The 19,251-nt window shown below is 45.5% G+C and carries 12 protein-coding genes; 10 read left to right on the top strand and 2 right to left on the bottom strand.

All coding sequences use genetic code 11. From position 1 onward, the window contains the following. The first annotated feature begins 1 nt into the window (after position 1). From ACFO4O_RS05665 to ACFO4O_RS05640, 6 genes are all read left to right on the top strand, one after another. Positions 2-295 (top strand): YeaC family protein, encoded by a 294-nt coding sequence (locus ACFO4O_RS05665; RefSeq protein ID WP_382406381.1) that lies wholly within the window; start codon positions 2-4, stop codon positions 293-295. Then, positions 285-3,260 (top strand): DUF349 domain-containing protein, encoded by a 2,976-nt coding sequence (locus tag ACFO4O_RS05660; protein WP_382406380.1) that lies wholly within the window; start codon positions 285-287, stop codon positions 3,258-3,260. Before ACFO4O_RS05665 ends, ACFO4O_RS05660 begins: the two co-directional genes overlap by 11 nt. Further along, positions 3,261-4,289, top strand: coding sequence for an asparaginase (ansA, locus tag ACFO4O_RS05655; RefSeq protein WP_382406379.1), 1,029 nt, complete (start codon positions 3,261-3,263; stop codon positions 4,287-4,289). It begins immediately after the preceding gene. 8 nt (positions 4,290-4,297) lie between these two features. Further along, complete coding sequence (locus ACFO4O_RS05650; RefSeq protein ID WP_382406378.1) at positions 4,298-4,912, top strand: lytic transglycosylase domain-containing protein; 615 nt, start codon at positions 4,298-4,300, stop codon at positions 4,910-4,912. Between the two features lie 141 nt (positions 4,913-5,053). After that, positions 5,054-5,944: an ABC transporter ATP-binding protein gene (locus ACFO4O_RS05645; RefSeq protein ID WP_382406377.1), complete on the top strand. Its 891-nt coding sequence runs from the start codon at positions 5,054-5,056 to the stop codon at positions 5,942-5,944. A gap of 10 nt (positions 5,945-5,954) precedes the next feature. Next, positions 5,955-9,518 carry an ABC transporter permease/M1 family aminopeptidase gene (locus ACFO4O_RS05640; RefSeq protein ID WP_382406376.1) on the top strand — a complete coding sequence of 1,188 codons (3,564 nt, stop codon included), beginning with the start codon at positions 5,955-5,957 and terminating at the stop codon, positions 9,516-9,518. 140 nt (positions 9,519-9,658) lie between these two features. Here ACFO4O_RS05640 and ACFO4O_RS05635 read toward each other — a convergent pair whose 3' ends face one another. Beyond that, positions 9,659-11,788, bottom strand: coding sequence for a S9 family peptidase (locus tag ACFO4O_RS05635; protein WP_382406375.1), 2,130 nt, complete (start codon positions 11,786-11,788; stop codon positions 9,659-9,661). A gap of 673 nt (positions 11,789-12,461) precedes the next feature. Between ACFO4O_RS05635 and ACFO4O_RS05630 the strand changes: the two genes are divergently transcribed. The 3 genes from ACFO4O_RS05630 to ACFO4O_RS05620 all read left to right on the top strand — a co-directional run bounded on the left by ACFO4O_RS05630 (position 12,462) and on the right by ACFO4O_RS05620 (position 14,198). Continuing rightward, a complete protein-coding gene (locus tag ACFO4O_RS05630; RefSeq protein WP_382406374.1) occupies positions 12,462-13,091 on the top strand; it encodes a hypothetical protein in 630 nt (209 codons plus the stop codon). A gap of 1 nt (position 13,092) precedes the next feature. Continuing rightward, positions 13,093-13,683, top strand: a complete 591-nt coding sequence (locus ACFO4O_RS05625; RefSeq protein WP_382406373.1) for a hypothetical protein — start codon at positions 13,093-13,095, stop codon at positions 13,681-13,683. A 131-nt stretch (positions 13,684-13,814) separates the two neighbouring features. After that, positions 13,815-14,198, top strand: coding sequence for a hypothetical protein (locus tag ACFO4O_RS05620; protein WP_382406372.1), 384 nt, complete (start codon positions 13,815-13,817; stop codon positions 14,196-14,198). Between the two features lie 208 nt (positions 14,199-14,406). Here ACFO4O_RS05620 and ACFO4O_RS05615 read toward each other — a convergent pair whose 3' ends face one another. Next, positions 14,407-18,477, bottom strand: coding sequence for an EAL domain-containing protein (locus ACFO4O_RS05615; RefSeq protein WP_382406371.1), 4,071 nt, complete (start codon positions 18,475-18,477; stop codon positions 14,407-14,409). A gap of 223 nt (positions 18,478-18,700) precedes the next feature. Here ACFO4O_RS05615 and ACFO4O_RS05610 point away from each other — a divergent pair, with 223 nt between their 5' ends. Then, positions 18,701-19,108: an ACT domain-containing protein gene (locus ACFO4O_RS05610; protein ID WP_382406370.1), complete on the top strand. Its 408-nt coding sequence runs from the start codon at positions 18,701-18,703 to the stop codon at positions 19,106-19,108. Positions 19,109-19,251 lie beyond the last annotated feature (143 nt).

Here is a 19,251-nt window from a genome sequence, read left to right as displayed (position 1 = left end):
CGTGCAAGTTGAACAGCTAGTGGCCGCCATGACTCCTCAAGTTTTTAACAACTTAAGGCAGGCGGTAGAGACAGGCAAGTGGCCAGACGGTAAAGCGCTTAGCGATGAGCAAAAAGAAAACGCGATGCAGGCAGTGCTGCTTTATCAAGCTAAGGTTCAACAGTCTGGTGAGCACATGACCATAGGTAAAGACGGCGAGGTGGTGCAAAAAAGTCGCCAAGAGTTACAGCAAGAACTGAAACAAGCCAGCAGCAACGAAACCCCAATCGCTCGATTTAAACAAGATGATATTTAAACGCCTATTTCAAAAAGCGCACGCGCATCCTGACCCAGCCAAGCGAGAAGAAGCCGTTGGTAAGCTAAACGTATCTGACGAGCGTGACAAACAAATATTACATGAGCTTGCCTTTAATGACGATGCTGCCTCGGTCAGTATTCGCGCACTGCACGCATTAGACTCATTCACCCTCTGGCTAAAGGCTTTTGAGGCGCATCTAAACCCGAAGGTGCAGCAACGCGCCAAAACTCAGGTGCTTGCCCTTATAGAGCAGCCGCAGTCAGTTGACGATGTGCTATTTACCGATATTGTAAAACAAGGCAAGCACAGTGCCTTGCTCAAAGAGATGCTGTTTAACAGCGCGCGCCTGCAGCATCATGCACAACTTGCCGTCAACTTGGCGCTAAAACTCTGTGCAGAAAATGAATTACGCCAGTATTATATTCAGATTGCCAATGACGAGCAGCGCAGAAGCATAATAAATGCCTTTTGTGATGACAAAAGCGGCGCAGCGCGCGACACATCAAACCATGCTACCTCAAATCACGCCACCTCAAACCATGCTACCTCAAACCACACTATCTCAGCTGATATTAAAGCCATTAAGCGTTTTAAGAAATTAGAAAACTCGCCTGATTTAGCCGTATACATTGAAGAAAAGTTGTATGAGTTAGAGCAACGAGCTGCGATGCCTAGCAAAGTAAAAGCAACCGCTACCTTGCTTAACAGCCGATTGTTAGCGCTGTCTGATATGGTAGATTACGAAAGTATAGAAGGCCAAAAGCAGGCACTGTTTAATGAGTTTGACGCTCTAAAACCAGACTTCATATATTTAAGCGAGGCAGAGGCGGGGGAAATAAGTGCTAAATACCTCAAGCTGAAAGAGAAAGTAGAAAAACGCCAAGCATCGCTTGAGCCTGCCTACATGGCGCAAAAACATCTAAATGCAACTGCTGATGCAATTTCTGACGTGGAGTTACGAGCAAAGACGATTTTTCAGCAAATTAATATATTGAACAATACAGATGAATCCACGCAGTTAGATAGTCAGGTAGAGCTATTATCTCGCGCTGTAGAAGATCTTCGCCTTGAGCTCAACGATATTGAGCGCAGTATTGAACAAAACCCAGGGCAAAGCCAATCTGGCGTCGCATCAAACAAGGCAAGCTTGTCTGCACTGGTACGCAAATTCGATTCTGCCGAACGTGATTTAAACGCGTTGCCTGAGCGTATTGCGCGAAACGGCGAGCTTGAGCGTTTATTGTCGCAGATAAAACAAACAGACGAAGGGCATGAGTTTGAGCGCTTATCGGTGCAAATTGAGGCGCTCGTGAGGCTCGGATGTAGCGCAAGGCATAAAGCAAGTTGGGACGCCATCAAACAAGAGCATGCTAAGGCGCAAGCCAATGAAAAAGCGCAGCTTATCAGTGCCGAAAAGCGCTGCTTTGCCAAACTCAAGGCTTGCTCGAACATGATAGAGCAGGGCAAGTTTAAGGCGGCGATGGCGACCTATTCAGCAGCCGCCGCTTTGTATGATGAGCTTAATACTGAAGCATCAGCATCCTTGACGCACCGCTTTGAGCAAGTGCAGCAAAAGGTATCTGAACTAAAAGACTGGCAGTCGTATATAGCCACTCCCCGCAAGCCTGAAATTATAAGTGCGGTCAGCGAGCTTGCTAATAATTCTGATATTGATATAGACCAGCGCGCTGCCCTTGTGAAGCAATATCGAGGTGAATATAGTTCCTTAGGAAAACTGAATACGCCAGATGACGATAAGCTCAATACGGCCTTTGAGGAGGCAATAGAGCGTGCATTTGCGCCATGCCGTGAGTATTTTGCAGAGCTTGACAAAGCACGAGAACAAAACCTCAGCAAGGGTAAACAAATCTTAGAAGCCCTTGATGCAATCGCAACACTCGACGATGCACAGATTTTAAGTAAGCAGCTCGCGTCGATTGGAGGGCAGTATCGAAAGCTCGGTAATATGCAGCAAAAAGCTCGGAGTCAACTGCATAAACAATATTTAGCGAAGCTAAGACCACTTCAGGCGAAGGTCGACGCGTTTTATCAAGCCAACGCAGCAGCCAAGCAGAAATTGCTTGATGCTGCATTAGCATTGTCAAGCCACGAAAATGTAGATGAAGCAGCAAGCCAAGCAAAGGCGCTGCAAACAAAATGGAAAAACATAGCATATGCGGGCCGACAGCAAGACCAAGCACTATGGCAGCAGTTTAGGCAGGCTAACGATGCTGTATTTGCGCGCCTTTCACAAAGCATAAACGCACAAAAACAAGTCGATAATGAGCAGGCAAATGATATTGAGTTGAGCATTAAAGGCGTCAACGAGCAGATTGCCAAAGCAGAGAGTTTTAGCGATTTAAAGGGGCTTGAGAGTAAAGTTGATGAACTTAAAGCAAGTGTTGCAAGCTTGCCTACTGATAAGAAAAGTCGCATTGCTGCTAAATGCAAATCGATGGAATCGGCGCTAGCGGATAAAAATAAACGCTTTGAACAAGATAAAAGCGCCCAGCGTTTAAATGCCATATTCAGTGTACTTGAATCAGGCTATATGCAAGCTTCTCAAACAGCCTCGCAAGAAGATGTGAGTACTTCGTTAGCGTCAATGTCAGCTCAGTTTCGTCAGGCCTTCGACTACGCTAGTCAGTTTGTGAATGAGGATGAAAGTAATAATGCTGACAAGTCTACCGAGCAGGGAGACATTTTTGCCGATTTTACGAGAGCCGATATTACTCATGCGGCAGATATATTGCTCCATGACGGCAAAATTACACCAGATTCTGCGGATAAAAAGCGCGTTCAGCTCAGTTTGATGGCTGCCAAGCTTGAGGGCCAAAGTTTGCGCGACGCCGATGGTTTATTAATAGAATGGATCAGTAAAGGTCGTTTGCAAGCTAATGACTTTGCCCAGCTTAATATCCTCAAATCACTTTTTGGTCTGTCAGACCCAACTGAATCGTAAATGCATACGTTAAGCGATAAAAAGCGCATATACATTGCCTATACCGGTGGCACGATTGGTATGCAGGCTTCTGAAAAGGGCTTTGTGCCAGTGGCGGGTTTTTTGACCGATACGCTGGCACATTTGCCAGAGTTTCATCGGCCTGAAATGCCGCAGTTTACGCTGCACGAATACGACACCTTGATTGACTCTAGCGATATGGTGCCTGCCGACTGGCAGCTTATTGCAAATGATATACAGGCCAACTATCACGATTACGATGGGTTTATTATTTTGCATGGCACCGATACGATGGCATACACCGCATCAGCCCTGTCGTTCATGTTCGAAAATTTAGCCAAACCGGTGATCATCACGGGCTCGCAAATCCCTTTGGCGCAGCTGCGTTCAGACGGTCAGGCAAATTTGCTTAACGCACTATACATTGCCGCGAATTACGCCATCCGAGAAGTCACCTTATTTTTTAACAACAGTCTGTTTAGAGGGAATCGCGCTCGCAAGGTCAATGCTGATGGATTTCATGCGTTCGATTCTCCTAACCATCCAAGTCTGTTAGACGCCGGTATTCATATTCAGTCGCACGTGAGTATTGCGCCTAGCCCAACATCATTTGATGATTTAAAGGTCGCAAATATTCAAAGTCAGGCGGTAGGCATGCTTACGCTGTATCCTGGAATGAGTACCGAGTTACTGGAGAATGTGCTGCGTCAGCCGGTTAAAGCCTTGATTTTGCTTACCTATGGCGTGGGTAACGCTCCCTCAAATCCAGCCCTTTTAGATCAGTTGAAACAGGCCAGAGAAAAAGAAATACTGGTTGTTAACTGTACGCAATGTATGCGCGGGCGAGTTGATATGTCGGGCTATGCTAACGGTAAGCTAGTACAGCAAACCCAAGTGGTTTCGGGTAAAGATATGACGCCGGAGGCAGCGCTTGCAAAACTGCACTATGTGCTCAGTCAAGATCATTTGAGTTTTAAGCAACAGCAGCAAATGATGAGTGATAATCTGCGCGGTGAAATGACGCCATAAGGGGAGCTATGAGAGCGCGACTATCTAGCTTTTTCGTGATGTTTAGTGCTGTATTTGTATTCAATCTATTAAGCATAAGTACGCATGCCCAAGTATATGAGTATGTGAATGAAGACGGCATAAAAGTGCTTACCAGTCGTAAGCCCGACGCGAATAAATACACTGTGACTGAACATGGATGTTTTGGTATGTGCCGCACAGGCATAAACTGGCACGATACGCCTTTGAATCATGACGCGTACGCCAGTGAGGTGAACGCGGCATCTGCTCAGTACGGCGTAGATAAAGCCTTGGTGAGAGCGATTATGCATGCTGAGTCTTGGTTTGAAACACAAGCTTTATCGCACGCGGGCGCGCAGGGCCTGATGCAGCTTATGCCGGCAACGCAAACGCGATTTGAGGTTACCGACGTTTACGACCCGCGGCAAAATATTCAAGCGGGCACGCAATATCTTGCTTGGCTATTGACTGAGTTTGACCAAGACATAGACCGTGTTATTGCTGCTTATAATGCGGGTGAAAATGCCGTTAAACGCTACCAAGGCATTCCTCCTTTTAATGAAACGCGCGAATATCTGCGGCGCGTTAAAATCCTCCATAGTCGATATCAGCTGGTACCCTAGTATCTCAGTCGGCACAAGTTGTAACATTTCCTAACATTTAAAGCGTGCGAATTACTGCGTCGCATATTTTCATTTGCGCTGAAGCTTGCTAATTTGGATCCTTACATACTTGTCGTATAAAACTTAAGGAATGAGGTTGTGATGCTTAAAATTAACAAAATTTCAAAGACCTACGCTAACGGCGTGCACGCATTAAAAGATGTTGAGCTTAATATTGATAAAGGCCTTTTTGGTTTGTTAGGACCTAACGGAGCGGGCAAATCAAGCCTAATGCGCACGATTGCAACGCTTCAGCAACCCGATTCGGGCAGCATTACTTTCGACGGCATCGATGTTGTTAATCAACCGAATGAACTAAGAAAACGCTTAGGGTATTTACCTCAGGACTTCGGGGTTTATCCACGCATCAGTGCTTTTGATTTACTTGAGCACTTGGCCATTCTTAAAGGCATTGAAAATAAAGCTGAGCGCATTGAAACGGTTAATGGCCTACTTGCTCATACTAATCTGTTTGAGCATCGCAAACGCGCAGTCAGCGGATTTTCTGGAGGCATGCGCCAGCGCTTTGGTATTGCTCAAGCACTGCTGGGCGACCCAGATTTACTCATTGTAGATGAGCCAACTGCGGGCCTCGACCCAGAAGAACGTAACCGTTTTCATAATCTACTAGTAAGCTTAGGCCGTGAAAAAGTCATTATTTTATCTACCCACATTGTTGATGATGTATCAGAGCTGTGTGAGGACATGGCCGTATTGGGGAGTGGGCAAATTTTGCTCCAAGGTAACCCAATCAGCGTTACTGAGAGCCTGCAAGGAAAAATATGGCGTAAAACTATTCAGCCTTACGAACTCGACGACATCAGCGATGATTTAGCAGTGCTGTCAACGCGATTGTTTGCCGGTCGTACGGTGGTTCACGTGATTGCTGATGCAAAGCCAGAGGGCTTTGAATCATCGCCTGCTACGCTTGAAGACGTATACTTTAATACGCTGAGCCAAGCGCGCACGCCCGCTGCAAGCAACGCAGCATAGGAGAGTTGAGATGATTGCTAACATGATGCGCTTTGAATGGCGCTATTTTACTCGTCAACCTTCTTTCATTGTAACCAGTTTGGTGTTCTTTTTACTGCCGTTTTTGGCTGTCACTATCGACAACGTGCAAATAGGGGCATCGTCTAACGTCAATATAAACAGTCCAGTCGCGATTGCTCAAACGCTGCTGGTATTCGGCATATTTGGCATGTTTTTAGTGGTGAACTTTGTTGCCAATACCGCCATTCGCAATGACGTAAGCGCGATGAATGAAATTATTATTACCAAGCCTCTGTCGGCGTTTAAGTATCAACTAGGCCGGTTTTTGGGCGCTTATGCGGTATGCTTGACCGTCTTTTCTATGATACCCCTTGCCCTTATTGTCGGCTCAATGATGCCTTGGCTCGACCAAGAGCGAGTAGGTGCATTCTCACTGATGGCTTATGTGGCGCCTTTTGTGGTGTTTTCCATAACCACTTTGTTTTTCTTATCCACTGTGTTTTACGCAGCCGCGTTGCGCTTTCGCAGTATGATGGCAGTATATTTGGTCGCCCTTGGCATATTTATGCTCTACGTCATCTCCGGTCAAGTGTTTTCCGACCCAGGACAGCGTGAATGGGTGTCTTTACTCGACCCTTTCGCGCTAAACACCTTTGACGATATTATCCGTTACTGGACGCCTTCAGAGCGAAATACTCAGATTGTGGGTTTAACTGATGCGGTGTTGTTAAATCGTGCGCTTTGGTTGTCCTTAGGTGTGGTCATTTTATTGACCATGGGCCGTTTGTTTGCAGGTTTGGCCTTGCCCAATAAAAACCTGAAACTGAAAAAAAGCGGGCCAAAAATCGCGCCGCCCCTGAATAACGCCATAGATGCAACTTATTCAAACAATAAGGCAGGCGCGCAGTTTTTTGCCCGCTTACGTTTTGAGCTTAAACAGGTTTTCTTTTCTCCTGCCTTTGGTTTTTTAATGCTGTTTTGCGGATTTTCGCTTATTTCAATATTAATAGACCCTCAAGGCATTTATGGCGCGCCTAATTGGCCTTTAACTCAATATATGGTTGAGCTAATTCAGGGCGCGTTTGGGCTGGCTATCATTATCATCATCACTTATTACAGCGCAGAGGTTGTTTGGCGAGAGCGTACTGTAGGCATGGGCGATATCGTCGATAGTATGCCGGTGAGTAACCTCACGTTTTGGTTATCAAAAATCATAGCGGTTAGCTTAGTCATAGTTGCGGTGCACTTTGTGGGTATGGCGGCAACGGTGCTTAATCAAGCCGCCAAAGGCTACGCCTATTTTGACTTTAGTCAGTATTTTATTTCTTTGCTTTACTTTCAAGCGCTGCCGTGGATTTTGCTCGTGGTGTTAGCGTTTCTATTCCAAGCGCTGAGTCCTAACAAATATGTGGGTATGCTCGCATTTGTAGGCTTCTTTTTCATATCACTAACTTTTAGAGAGCTTGGTCTTGAGCATAATATGTTCAGATATAGATTTTCTCCTAGCATGCAGTACTCCGACATGAACGGCTATGGTTGGGCGCTCACTACGCAACATTATTATATGTTTTATTGGGGAGCGCTTGCGCTTGTATTTAGTGCGCTGAGTTTCGGACTATGGCAGCGCGGGCCTCAGTCGAGCATTAAAGAGCGCTTTGCTATGCTTGGATATCAGCTAGGCGGCACAGGGCGTGCGATGGTCGTTGTGGCAACCTTATTGTTTGTAGGGAGCGGCACAATTATTCATTATAATACTACGGTGACCAATGAGTTTATGAACTCAGAGGCGCGCATGGACTTACAAGCTGAGTACGAGAACACCTTTGCACAATTTGAGGATGCGCCTGTGCCGATGGTTAGCGCTGTTGATATAAATGTTGCGATATTCCCGGAATCACGCCGACTCGAAACCATTGCCAAACTCAAAATGGTTAATCGAAGTGAAAAGCCTATTGAACGATTTTTAATTAATCTGCCCCAATATTCATCTGATATTCGGATAAACATAGAAGGCGGTAAGCTATCAGCATTAGACGAACGTTTTGATACGGCGTGGCTAGAGTTTGAAACACCGCTTCCTGTGGGCGCTGAAATTGAAGGGGAAATTTCGCTTGTTCGTCAGCATTTTGGCTTCAAAGACCGAGGTGAAGATACCACCTTGGTTAAAAACGGCACCTTTATAAATAATTTTGAGCTCCTGCCTACCTTTGGTGTTAATCAAAGCTATTTTATTTCAGATCGTCACGAGCGCCGCAAACGCGACTTGCCGCCACCGCGCCGTGCGCATCCGCTTGAGGACGAATCGCGATATAACGAAAGTTTCTTTGGGGCGCACATCGGCCTAATTGATTTTTCTGCGACTTTGTCAACTAGCGCAAATCAAATTGCAATAGCGCCGGGCTACTTGGCGAAATATTGGACTGAGGGAGAGCGTAATTATTTTCGCTATGAAATGGATTCTCCCATGATCAATTTTTATAACGTGATGTCTGCTGACTTAGAGCTAAAAACACAGGTGCACAACGGCGTTGAGATAAGTGTATATTATCATCGAACTCACGCATGGAACGTAGACAGAATGATTGAGTCGGTGCGTGATTCAATAGATTTGTTCTCCGAAGCATTCGGCCCATATCAGCACAAGCAGCTCAGAGTCATAGAATTTCCGGGTTATCGGACTTTCGCGCAGAGTTTCGCAAACACCGTGCCGTATTCTGAACGCATTGGCTTTATCACCGATTTACGTGATCCAGACAATATTGACCCTGTGTACTACATCACCGCACATGAGGTGGCGCACCAGTGGTTTGGGCATCAGTTAAACGCCGCGAATGTGCAGGGTAGTGCGATTTTGTCTGAATCGCTGTCGCAATATGCCGCGCTGTTGGTTATGCAGCAAAAATATGGTGAGAGTAAGATTCGTGAGTTTCTTAGCTTTGAACTCGACACTTATCTGCAAGGCCGAACACAAGAGGCCCTCGATGAAATGCCGCTCATGCGCGCTGAAAATCAGCAGTACATTCATTACAACAAAGGCTCAGTTGTCATGATGGCGATTGCCGACAGGATTGGTATAGCGTCGATGAATGAAGCGCTGAGGGGATTAATTGAGCGATTTAAGTTCTCAAGAGGCCGCCAACCAACTACCTTAGATTTACTCGCGGCAATAAAAGCGCAGTCGCCAAGCGAACATCACAAGTTTATTGAGCAGCAGTTTGAACAAATCAGTATTTATGATTTACGTTTAAAAGACGTTCAAATTGCAAAAAGTGAAGATAACCGCTATCAAGTGACATTCGATATCAGTGCCGCACAGTTTAGTGCTGACGGCAAGGGCGAGGAAAACGAGGAGCGCTTTGAGGATTATGTGGATATTGTGCTTTTTGCCAATGATCCAGATGATTTCTCAGGTGAGAACGAAATACTATATCGTAAGAAGCATCTGCTGAAGCAGGGAGATAATCAAGTAAGGGTTGAGCTAGAAAGCTTGCCTGCTTATGCAGGTGTTGACCCCTTTGTTCGTTATATCGATAGAGAAACGCGCGACAATATAATGCCCGTGCCTGCTTTGTAACAAATAAAAAAGTAAACAAAGCCTAGTAAATAAAAACAAGCGCAAAAAAGAAAACGGCGCGTGTGAGCTTAAAATCACGCGCGCCGTTTGTTATTAAGACGCAATCTATGCTGAGCGCTAATTCTTACACAGAACTCAGCTTATTTTGTTTCGTGTTTATTTTGCGTTTCGCCTTGACGCTTTTGGCTGTTGTAGCGGTCAAACCAGCTTACGATATTACCCACTTTCTGAATAAGGTGGCTCGGGCGTGCGGCAATGCCATGAGAAGCACCCGGTATGCGCACCATCACTGACGGAATTTTTTGTAAGCGCAGTGCGTGATAGTACTGCTCAGTCTCGCTAATTGGGGTGCGGTAATCTGCCTCACCTGTTAACAGCATCGTTGGCGTTTTTACGTTACCCACTAAGGATAGTGGCGAATGAGCCCACAACTTATCGTGAATATTCCACGGCATATCTGACATCCAGTATTGCGTGAAAAATGGATAAGCATCAGCCGTAAGGGCAAAGCTAAGCCAATTAATGACGGGTTTGGCAACAACGGCCGCGGCAAAACGGTCGGTTTTACCAATGCTCCACGCGGTCAGGACGCCGCCCCCTGAGCCCCCGGTAATGAATAGATTGTTCTCATCTATTCGACCTGTTGCAATGCTGGCATCTACCACGTCCATTAGGTCTTGATAATCGTTTGAGGGATAATTGTGGTGAATGGTATTAGCAAAGTCCTCCCCATATGAAGAGCTGCCTCTTGGATTAGACCAAACAACCGCATAGCCTTGTGCTGCCATAAGCTGCACTTCCATTGAAAAGGTGTCGCCATAAGCGGCGTGCGGACCGCCGTGGATTTCAATAATTAAGGGTAATTTCTCGGTGCTATTGCTGTCAAAGCCAGGGGGATATGCAATCCATGCATCGATAGGCAAATCGTCAATGCTTGAACGCACGTTTATAGGCTCAATGACGGCAGTGTTGATGTGCCCAAACACGTCTGAGTTTAAGTCACTTAAAACGCTTTTCTTTTTGCCTTTTACTAACACAAGGTCCCCAGGGCGGTTGCTCTCATCTTGCACTATCACCAGGCTTCCATTCTCAGCGGTGGCAAAATCGCCGCTGGTGTAAGGCCGACCCACCGACTGACCGCCAATTTCAAGAGGAAGCTTAGTAAATTTACCGCCCAACGTGACCTTAGCCAACCGGGTTTCACCGCCGTCGATATAGCTAAACACAATATCGTCGTCTTGCCATTTTGCATCTTGGATTTGGCGGTCAAGTTCAGGGGTGAGTGAGCGAGGCGTACTAGTATCATCTAGGTCTACCGCCATAATTTGATTGACTTGATAAGATAACTTGCGGTCGTTTACCCACTGAAATACTAATGTATTTCCGTTTTCGCTGAGCATTGGTGCGCTCTCAGGACCGGGGTAGCTGGTTACCTCACGAATTTCAGCGCTTTGTGTGCTTACACTATAAATATTTGATTCGTAGGGCTCTAGCTCCCAGTTATCGCTGCGATTTGCGGAAAAATAAATAAGGTCTTGTTTTGGATGCCATGCCATTTGACCGCGATGATGATAATCGCCGTTGGTTAACTGGCGAGGGGTCCCGCCATCAGTTGGGATAATGTAAATATGATCAAAACCCGCTGCAACATAGCCACTGCCGTCTCTTCGGTAGAGTGTTTTGTCAATCACTTTTGCCCCGCCTGCCCACTGCGCTTGCTCGGGTTTGTTGGGCATGTCTTTAAATATCGCGTCAGTTTTTCCGGGGGTAAACATCGTAAATGCGATGTGCTTGCCATCAGGCGACCATGTAAGATTGCTCGGTGAATCTTGCAGATAACTTAGTTGAGTGATGCTTGCGGTGCGTAAGTCGTAGGTGAATATTTGCGCTCCATTCGCGTCATTGGCAATAAAGGCGACTCTCTCGCCATCTGGAGATAGGGAGGCTTGACGCGGGTTTTTGACGCTAGGATTTACATTAAACAGAGGGGAATGTTTGCCCGAGTCAATATCGATTTGCCATAAAGCGATGCGTCTGGAATCGGTCATGATGTCCATGCTCACGCGTTCATAAATGATGCTTTTACTGTCTGCTGTGAACAGCGGGCTTGCCGCAACTTCGAGATTGAATACGTCTTGATAACGCAAGGTAGAGATGTGTTCTTGATTGCCGTCGCCTTGCTCAACAGCTTGATTGCTCGCGCTAAACCCGGCGCACATCGCAATACAGCTTAAAGATAGCAGAGCCTTCTTCAGTTTTATTTTCAACATGTTCATCCTTATTTGGCGCTAAAAGCGCGTAAGTTTCATCGTCATATTCGCACGAAGTGTTGCTCTAGGCCAATATGATATTGGCTTGTCGAGGCCAGTTATAAAAACAAAATACAATGGATAGAGGCACAAGCAAATCTCTCTTTAAGTTGAAATTTATGCGGACCTAACTAGGGTCTGTTGACCTTTGCTGTATGAATTTTGTTCGTTTCATGTGCTCTCCGATCGCGGCACGTGCTTGCAGGTGCAGTTATTCTGCATCAAGAGCACGTAACAAAGAGCGGGATGCACATGGAACGAACCCTCCGGGCGGCGCTTGTGCACTATTTATTCTGCATCATCGTTACTTTATGTAGATGACTACACTTCAATAACGATTCTTTGCCTAAATAGCGCACAAACTGCCGCAAAATCATACAGCAAAGGTCAACAGACCCTAGTAGGATTCCTCTGCATAACTCCTCTTGATAATTCCTCTAATTCATTGCTCTATAGTAGTAAGCTTTATTTTCTGTAGATAACGCAACAATATCTTAGGGCAGGGCTAAGCATGTATAGCTTTCACTTAAAAGCTGCCTTGCAAGAAAAAAAACAGCCTAGCAGTTTCATAGCCTCATTAGGTGAGCGTTGTAATTAAACGCTCTTTTTGTACATCATTGAGGTTACGGCTGCCATGATAAAACAGATTAATACAGGCTCAGATACAAATACTCAAGCGATGACGGAGGTGGCACTTGGCCTTTCTATGGCGTTTTTTTCGCTATTAATTATCGCCTTGCTATCGATGTCGGCGGGCACATCAACTCAAAGCCAAGGTGAAAGTAGCGGTGCAAGTAGCGAACAACAAGACGCTGCCCGAAAAGACGCGCTTGAATCTGAGGCCGTGCGCGCTGCGCTTGAATCACTTGAGGCGCAACACCGTTTATCTTTGTCAGAGCAAGCCGTTGAATCGACGCGTGAGTCTAATGCTCAAACAGAACAAAATAGTGAGCTTAGTGAGCAAGCAAAAATAAGGTTCGTCTTTTATTATAAACGCCAATATTTTGATGCGCAGTTAAATAAAATAACACCCGACACCAGCGATTCACAGTTGCCGACAGTTGTAGCGGTAATGCCAGATATGTCGTTTTCGCAGGTAATGAAGGTGCATCAAGATTTTAGTCAGCAAGAGATTCAAATCACTGCGATGGACGAAAATTGGCAGCGAGCGTTTCGTAAAATGGTGGAAGCAAATTCAACGCAGAACAATACCCTTGAAATGAGGTCGCTTGCGGCAGTAAAAACAACACATTCAGGTCGCTAATATGAAGTCATCAGATTGCGCCAATTGCGCGCGTTATGCGCATTATGCGAATCGCGCGAATCACGCGAAGAGCATACTTAGCGACGGGTATAATGAGCGCAGCACATTACACAAAGGCTTATTATTATTGGCGTTGATTGTTGTGAGTGCGCTCACTGCACTTATACTATCTTACTTGTTACATCAGCTGCCAGAGCAGGAGGTGTTTGACGAGTATTCGTCTTTGCAGACTAATCAGTGGGCATTCGTTCGAGGTGAGCCAAGGCCTGAAATAGCCCAGAGCGCACAAAAAAGTAAAGAAAGCCCGCATGCGGTTAATTCCCTCGCGCTGCTGTCAGATTTAAAAATGCATAACGCAATGCGATTTACAAATGCGCAGGTTGCCCTTAAGCGAGACAATGAAAAGCCAAGCCATGCTCACAGCGCTAACCATCACAGCACTAACCATCACAGCATTAACCATCACAGCACTAACCAGCAGAGCTATAACCAACATAGAAAATGCGCCAGTGGAACGAAGTGCGAGCAAGATAAAGACATCGCAAGCACAGTGAGGCACTGGGAGGCTGCTTTTTTAGCGCGGAATCTTTAGATATGCGTATTGCAATTGCACAATACATCTGTAGCATTTACGGGTATCTGTATACATTGCGCTAACTATAGTGCGGTGTATGCGGTATAGTATTGAGTCCAAACATCATATATATAAAAAGGAAATTTACTATGTCAATCAAAAACAAACTCATATTTGCATTACTGGCCTCTACGCTTGCTTTGAGTGCGTGTTCTCAAAAAGACGAAGATGCCATTGAAGAAGCGAAGCAAGAAACGGTAGAAACTGCACAAGACCTAAAAGAAAATGCAGGTGATATGGCGGCAGATGCCAAAGATGCGGCTATGGAACTTAAAGACGATGCGGCAGATGCTTATGAAGATGTAAAAGAGCAGGCAAGCGACGCATATGAAGATGTGAAAAGTGATGCAAGTGAAGCGGTAGATGAGCTGAGCGATAAAGCAGAGACGGCAAAAGACGATGCTAAAGCGAAGTTAAAAGAAGCGTGCATTGCAACTAAGAAAAAACTAGGTCAAAGCACCGAAGATTGCTAGATTCTTCTTATTAAGACTTTCTTGTTAGCAACAGTGCGTATTCGCTAATACACGATGCACTTACTAACAAGAAATGCTAGCAAGAAATGCCAACACAAAACCTGCCTCTGCAGTGTTAACAGATATCCATCGTTAGCACTGCAGATTATCGCAAGCCTAAGCTCATTATTCTTCACAGAAATCCCACAAATCCCGCGTTCACGCGGTGCTAGAGCTGTTGTTCATCATGGCTCATCAATAAATCACTTGCCGCCTGTTTAGATAAAGGACGAGACAGATAAAAGCCTTGGCCCATATCGCAGCCAAAACGTTTCAAATAATTGAGCTGTAGTTCGGTTTCAATGCCCTCAGCCACAATCTGTTTGCCTAAGCTCTTTCCAAGAGACACAATGGCTTTGAGGATTTTTAAGGCATTCTTATCAACTAATTCATTCGAATTATTATCAATGGCCGCCACAAAACTTCGGTCGATTTTCAAAAATTGAACCGGGATATTATTAAGGTATGCCAGCGAGCTGTAGCCTGTGCCGAAATCGTCTATGGCTAAGTCTATATGGCGAGCTTGCAAACAGTTATACAAGGTTTCTAGCTGATGGCTATTTTCGATAAGCAGTGATTCGGTAAGCTCAAGCTTTATCCGGCGTGAATCAATGCCAGATTCAGAGGTGGTTTTATCAAGCAAAGACAAAAATTGCGTGTTGCGCAGTTGATTGCTCGATAAATTAATGGCGATGCTGGGTTTGAGTTTATTTGTTTGCGCATGCCAATGAGCGCCTTGCATGCAAGCCTCTCGAAGCACCCAAGCGCCAATATCCCAAATCAGCCCCGTTTCTTCGGCAATGGGAATAAAGTCTGCTGGAGAAATCAGCCCCTTTTCTGGATGATGCCAGCGCAACAGGGCTTCAAATCCTCTCAAGACACCGTCTTTTATTGAAAACACTGGCTGGTATACTAGTTCAAACTCTTGTTTTAACACGGCATCACGCAGGCCCTGTTCAATTTCTATATTGTTTAGTGCCTGCTCCTGCATTTTGTCGTCGAATACTTTGTATACCGACCGTCCGGATGCCTTTGCATGATACATTGCTATATCTGCATTCTTTAGTACCGACGGCACATTTTTATAGTCCGAATCGCAGCACACAACGCCCACACTTACATTGAAGTATACCGTGGCGCTCTCTATTAAGAAGGGCTCCTCAAAGGCCTGCACAATACTGCCGGCAAGCGCTTCGATGGCGCTTACACTCATCCCTTCTGTGACTACGGTGAACTCGTCGCCGCCGAGCCTTGCCACATGCTGAGCGTCATTCATCAGGCATTTAAGGCGCTCGGCGCAGGCAATAAGTAGCTTATCGCCAAAGCTATGACCCATTGTGTCGTTAATTTGTTTAAAGCGATCACCGTCTAAAAACATTACTGCATATATCAGGTCTTTGTCTTTAGATGCTTGCGCAATGAGCTTTTCTATTAACTGCACCAACCATTCACGGTTGGGTAAGCCAGTGAGCGAATCATGAAAAGCCATGTGAAACAGCTTTAATTCAGCCTCTCGTCTTTCATTGACCTGCTTTTCTAACTCTTGTGTGCGTTGCTGAACTCTTGCCTCAAGATCGCTATTTAAGTCGGCCAGTGAGTTAGAGGTTTGTTCTAAATTTTTTGCATATTCTTGGAGCTGTTGTGTTTTTTCGGAAACTTGAGTTTTGAGCGCTGCTTGACTGCGCTTGCTTGCGGCCATTCGCCATCTAAACGCCGCGTATATCAACAGCAGGCTAGATAAGAATACCGCCGCAATAAACCACCAAGTTAACCACCATGGCGTGAGAATTCTGAATGTAAATTGCGAGCCAGTTTCATCCCATACATCATCGCTGTTGGCAGCATACACTTCAAACACATATTCTCCTGCGGGCAAATTCGTAAAGCTAACCGAGCGATTGCTTGGCTCAAGCTCAATAAGCTCCGATTGCCATCCCAGCAAGCGATAGCGATAACGCATCTTTTCGGGAAACACGTAGCCCAGTGCTGAGAAGCTAATTGAAATGCTATTATTGTGGTAGGGCAGCTCGCGAGTAATGTCAGATGACAGTATATTGGCATAGTCAAAACCTTGAGTCGTGGACTCATCGGTATGGAGCACGTCTACGCTTTTGATATAGGTCTTAGGCGCTTGTAAAGGCTCTGGGAAATCAACAGGATTGATAATGTTAGCCCCCAAATTAGTAGGGACAATGATTTTTCCTTCAACAAAGGTAAATTCCCCATGAGTACTGGTGTAGTTGCTGACTAAACCATTTTGCTCGTAAAAGTTACGGAAAACGCGTTCGTCTTTATCATAAACCGATAAACCGTTGAGGGTCGCAGCCCAGATTCGCCCGTTATCATCTTCAGCGACAAAGTTCACTTCGTTATTTGCAAGGCCATCTTGTTCTGTAAGCACCCTATATTCTTTGGTGCTTAAGTCGAGTTGCACCAAGCCTGACGAAGTACCTAGCCAAAGCGTGTTATTTGCAGCAGGATAAACATGGGAAATGCCCCCAAACGCTTCCTCTAATACACGCTCTACCTTTCCGGTAGGGATATGCAGTTGTTCAAGTCCATATCGACCAGCGATATAGAGATAGTCACCGGTCAGCGCCATATCGACCACGCCGATATTATATATATCGCTGTTTCCGCCTTTCAAACGGCTAAAAAAGTTGGTAAAGCGCTGCGTTTCAAAATGATAGTACTGAACACCATGACCCCAAATAGACATCCACAGGCCACCCTGGAGGTCGGCCTCTACCACAAATACATTATTGCCCCCAAGCGTCTGGTCAGCGGGCGCATCGGGCTGCTCGTAAAAAGATTTCACTTCCATGGTTGATGGATTGATGCGCGCCAGTCCACCCGACCACATGCCTGCCCAAATATGGCCAAATTCATCTTGGGTGAGAGAAATTACGGAGTTTGCGCCAATGCTATTTACATCGCTAGGGTCATGTTTGAGCGTCCGGAACGCTTCATTTTTTAAATCAAAAATGGCAATGCCGCCGCCGTCTGTAGCCATCCATAGTTCTTGCTGCTCTGTGTATTGTCCATCAAATACATGTGGAATAAAGTCATCTAATTGCTTTGTATAAAGCCGTTTAATATCGATGAATTTCTCTAAGTCGGGGCTTACTCTGAACAATCCTTGACTATTCATCGACAACCATAAGTTACCGCTATCGTCTTCATTAATATCTTCAACCGTAGCAAAGGGAATTTTGCCGTCTTCATCAAAAGCCGCGCGCATGCATAAAAACGTATCGGTAGTGACCTGATACGCGCACATTCCCGCCTTCTCAAAGCCAAACCATGCATTATTATTTGAATCGATGAAGCTGGTGGTGACATGGTTATCTGGAAGTGTATTGTTATCATCGTTGACAGTGTATAAACGTGACGCGTAAGTTTGGGTATCTATTTTTAACAAGCCTCTAAAACTGCCAACCCACAGTGTATTGTTGGTGGTGTCTAGCGCGGCGTCCCTAATGAGTAAGGATTCAAAGACGCTATCGAGCGGCGTAGAAATTTTGCTAACGCGTTCAGTGCTGATGTCAAATCGAAATACGCCTTGGGCGGCCACAATCCAAAGTGCATGATGTTTAGGGTCATAGTTAAGCGACTGCACGTCATAGATGTTGGATACCCCTTTGATTTTTGAGCTTGCGGGGCTATTGTTTGCGCTGCCGCTCGTATTTATACTGACGCTATCGTTCGGGTCAGTATTGAAGCTAGCTACAATTTCCATTGCCTGCGAGTCATACTGATAGATACCATAGCCATTGCCGGCCAGCCACAAAAAGCCGTTTTTGTCTTCTATAATGCTATCGACATGTATGTGCTGGGTTGATGTTACGGAGGTGAATTGTTGGCGGTTTACATCAAAATAAAAAAGGCCACCTTGACCTACCCAAAAACGATTGTTTTTGTCGCGATACAAATACGGGTTGGTTCCTCTTACGTTTTCATCAAAGTAGGGAAGGTCAAAAGGTGTTGTGTCGTAGCCGTCAAAGCGCTGCACAGTAGGGCCAGAAGTAATCCATATAAAGCCCTGAGCGTCTTGTTGTGAATGACGTGCGAATGGTGCGCCTTGCCCCTCAGGAACGAGCATAGGATACGCACGGAAGTGTTTGATAGAGGTGGCTTCCAAAGCATTAAATGCTAGTGAAGATGCGGGCGATATAAAACTGAAGCACAAAAAAACTGCAACTAAGCAAATAAACATAAGGGAATTTGCAGATTTTAACACTCAAGTTCCTTTTTATTGGAAAAACGCCGTAAAGGAATTATCGGCCCAGGACCAATAAGCTTAAATTGATAAAATAAGACGTCAGCGTGACTGCATTTGTTCGCATCATCGCTTGCAAGGAAACTGACTAACTCGCTAATTAAGTCACTGAATATAATCTTAAAATTTAGTAATATCAACCGCGCATAATTTGCTGCCAAGATTAACGCAAGGAATACTAACTATGTCGGGTGAAAAACACCTAGCCACACTGATTTCGTCAATGCAGGCAAGGCTTGATGATCGGGAGTTTGTGTTTGTAACGCTGCCGCAAGGGAATATGCAAGATGTTGCTGCGCTCAGTCCGCTGAGCACCTTTCGAGAAGCAGAAGGCTTAAGTGCAGTGCTATTAAAAGCAACCGCCGATGAGCAAGGTATTTCGTATTCCGGCACATTTAAATGCATTACGCTGAATATACATTCGAGTTTAGACGCCGTGGGCTTGACCGCCGCGGTCTCAACCAAGCTCACGCAGGCTAAGATCAGCGCGAATGTGATTGCCGCCTACTATCACGACCATATTTTTGTGGCAGCGTGTGATGCGCAAAAGGCGTTAAATACGCTCAATGATTTGAGCAAAACCGGCGCTTAGGTGCTGACCTTTGACAAAGTGCATAATAAACATATAGCGCAGTGGATGTAGGCGAGCGATTTGCATAGCTAGCTTAGGCAAGCTAATTGCATGTATAAAAAATGTAATTTATGCAAGGCGATGTTACTAAGAATATGCCAAAT

Origin of the sequence: Glaciecola siphonariae, assembly GCF_042652645.1 — a bacterium.
Taxonomy (GTDB): domain Bacteria; phylum Pseudomonadota; class Gammaproteobacteria; order Enterobacterales; family Alteromonadaceae; genus Glaciecola; species Glaciecola siphonariae.
This window is presented reverse-complemented; position numbering and strand designations above follow the sequence as displayed.

What these genes read in the sequence shown, in the direction of transcription:
- ACFO4O_RS05635 (WP_382406375.1), bottom strand. Translation starts at nt 11,788, where the DNA reads ATGTTGAAAATAAAACTGAAGAAGGCTCTGCTATCTTTAAGCTGTATT.
- ACFO4O_RS05660 (WP_382406380.1), top strand. Translation starts at nt 285, where the DNA reads ATGATATTTAAACGCCTATTTCAAAAAGCGCACGCGCATCCTGACCCA.
- ACFO4O_RS05610 (WP_382406370.1), top strand. Translation starts at nt 18,701, where the DNA reads ATGTCGGGTGAAAAACACCTAGCCACACTGATTTCGTCAATGCAGGCA.
- ACFO4O_RS05620 (WP_382406372.1), top strand. Translation starts at nt 13,815, where the DNA reads ATGTCAATCAAAAACAAACTCATATTTGCATTACTGGCCTCTACGCTT.
- ACFO4O_RS05630 (WP_382406374.1), top strand. Translation starts at nt 12,462, where the DNA reads ATGATAAAACAGATTAATACAGGCTCAGATACAAATACTCAAGCGATG.
- ACFO4O_RS05625 (WP_382406373.1), top strand. Translation starts at nt 13,093, where the DNA reads ATGAAGTCATCAGATTGCGCCAATTGCGCGCGTTATGCGCATTATGCG.
- ACFO4O_RS05645 (WP_382406377.1), top strand. Translation starts at nt 5,054, where the DNA reads ATGCTTAAAATTAACAAAATTTCAAAGACCTACGCTAACGGCGTGCAC.
- ansA (WP_382406379.1), top strand. Translation starts at nt 3,261, where the DNA reads ATGCATACGTTAAGCGATAAAAAGCGCATATACATTGCCTATACCGGT.
- ACFO4O_RS05650 (WP_382406378.1), top strand. Translation starts at nt 4,298, where the DNA reads ATGAGAGCGCGACTATCTAGCTTTTTCGTGATGTTTAGTGCTGTATTT.
- ACFO4O_RS05640 (WP_382406376.1), top strand. Translation starts at nt 5,955, where the DNA reads ATGATTGCTAACATGATGCGCTTTGAATGGCGCTATTTTACTCGTCAA.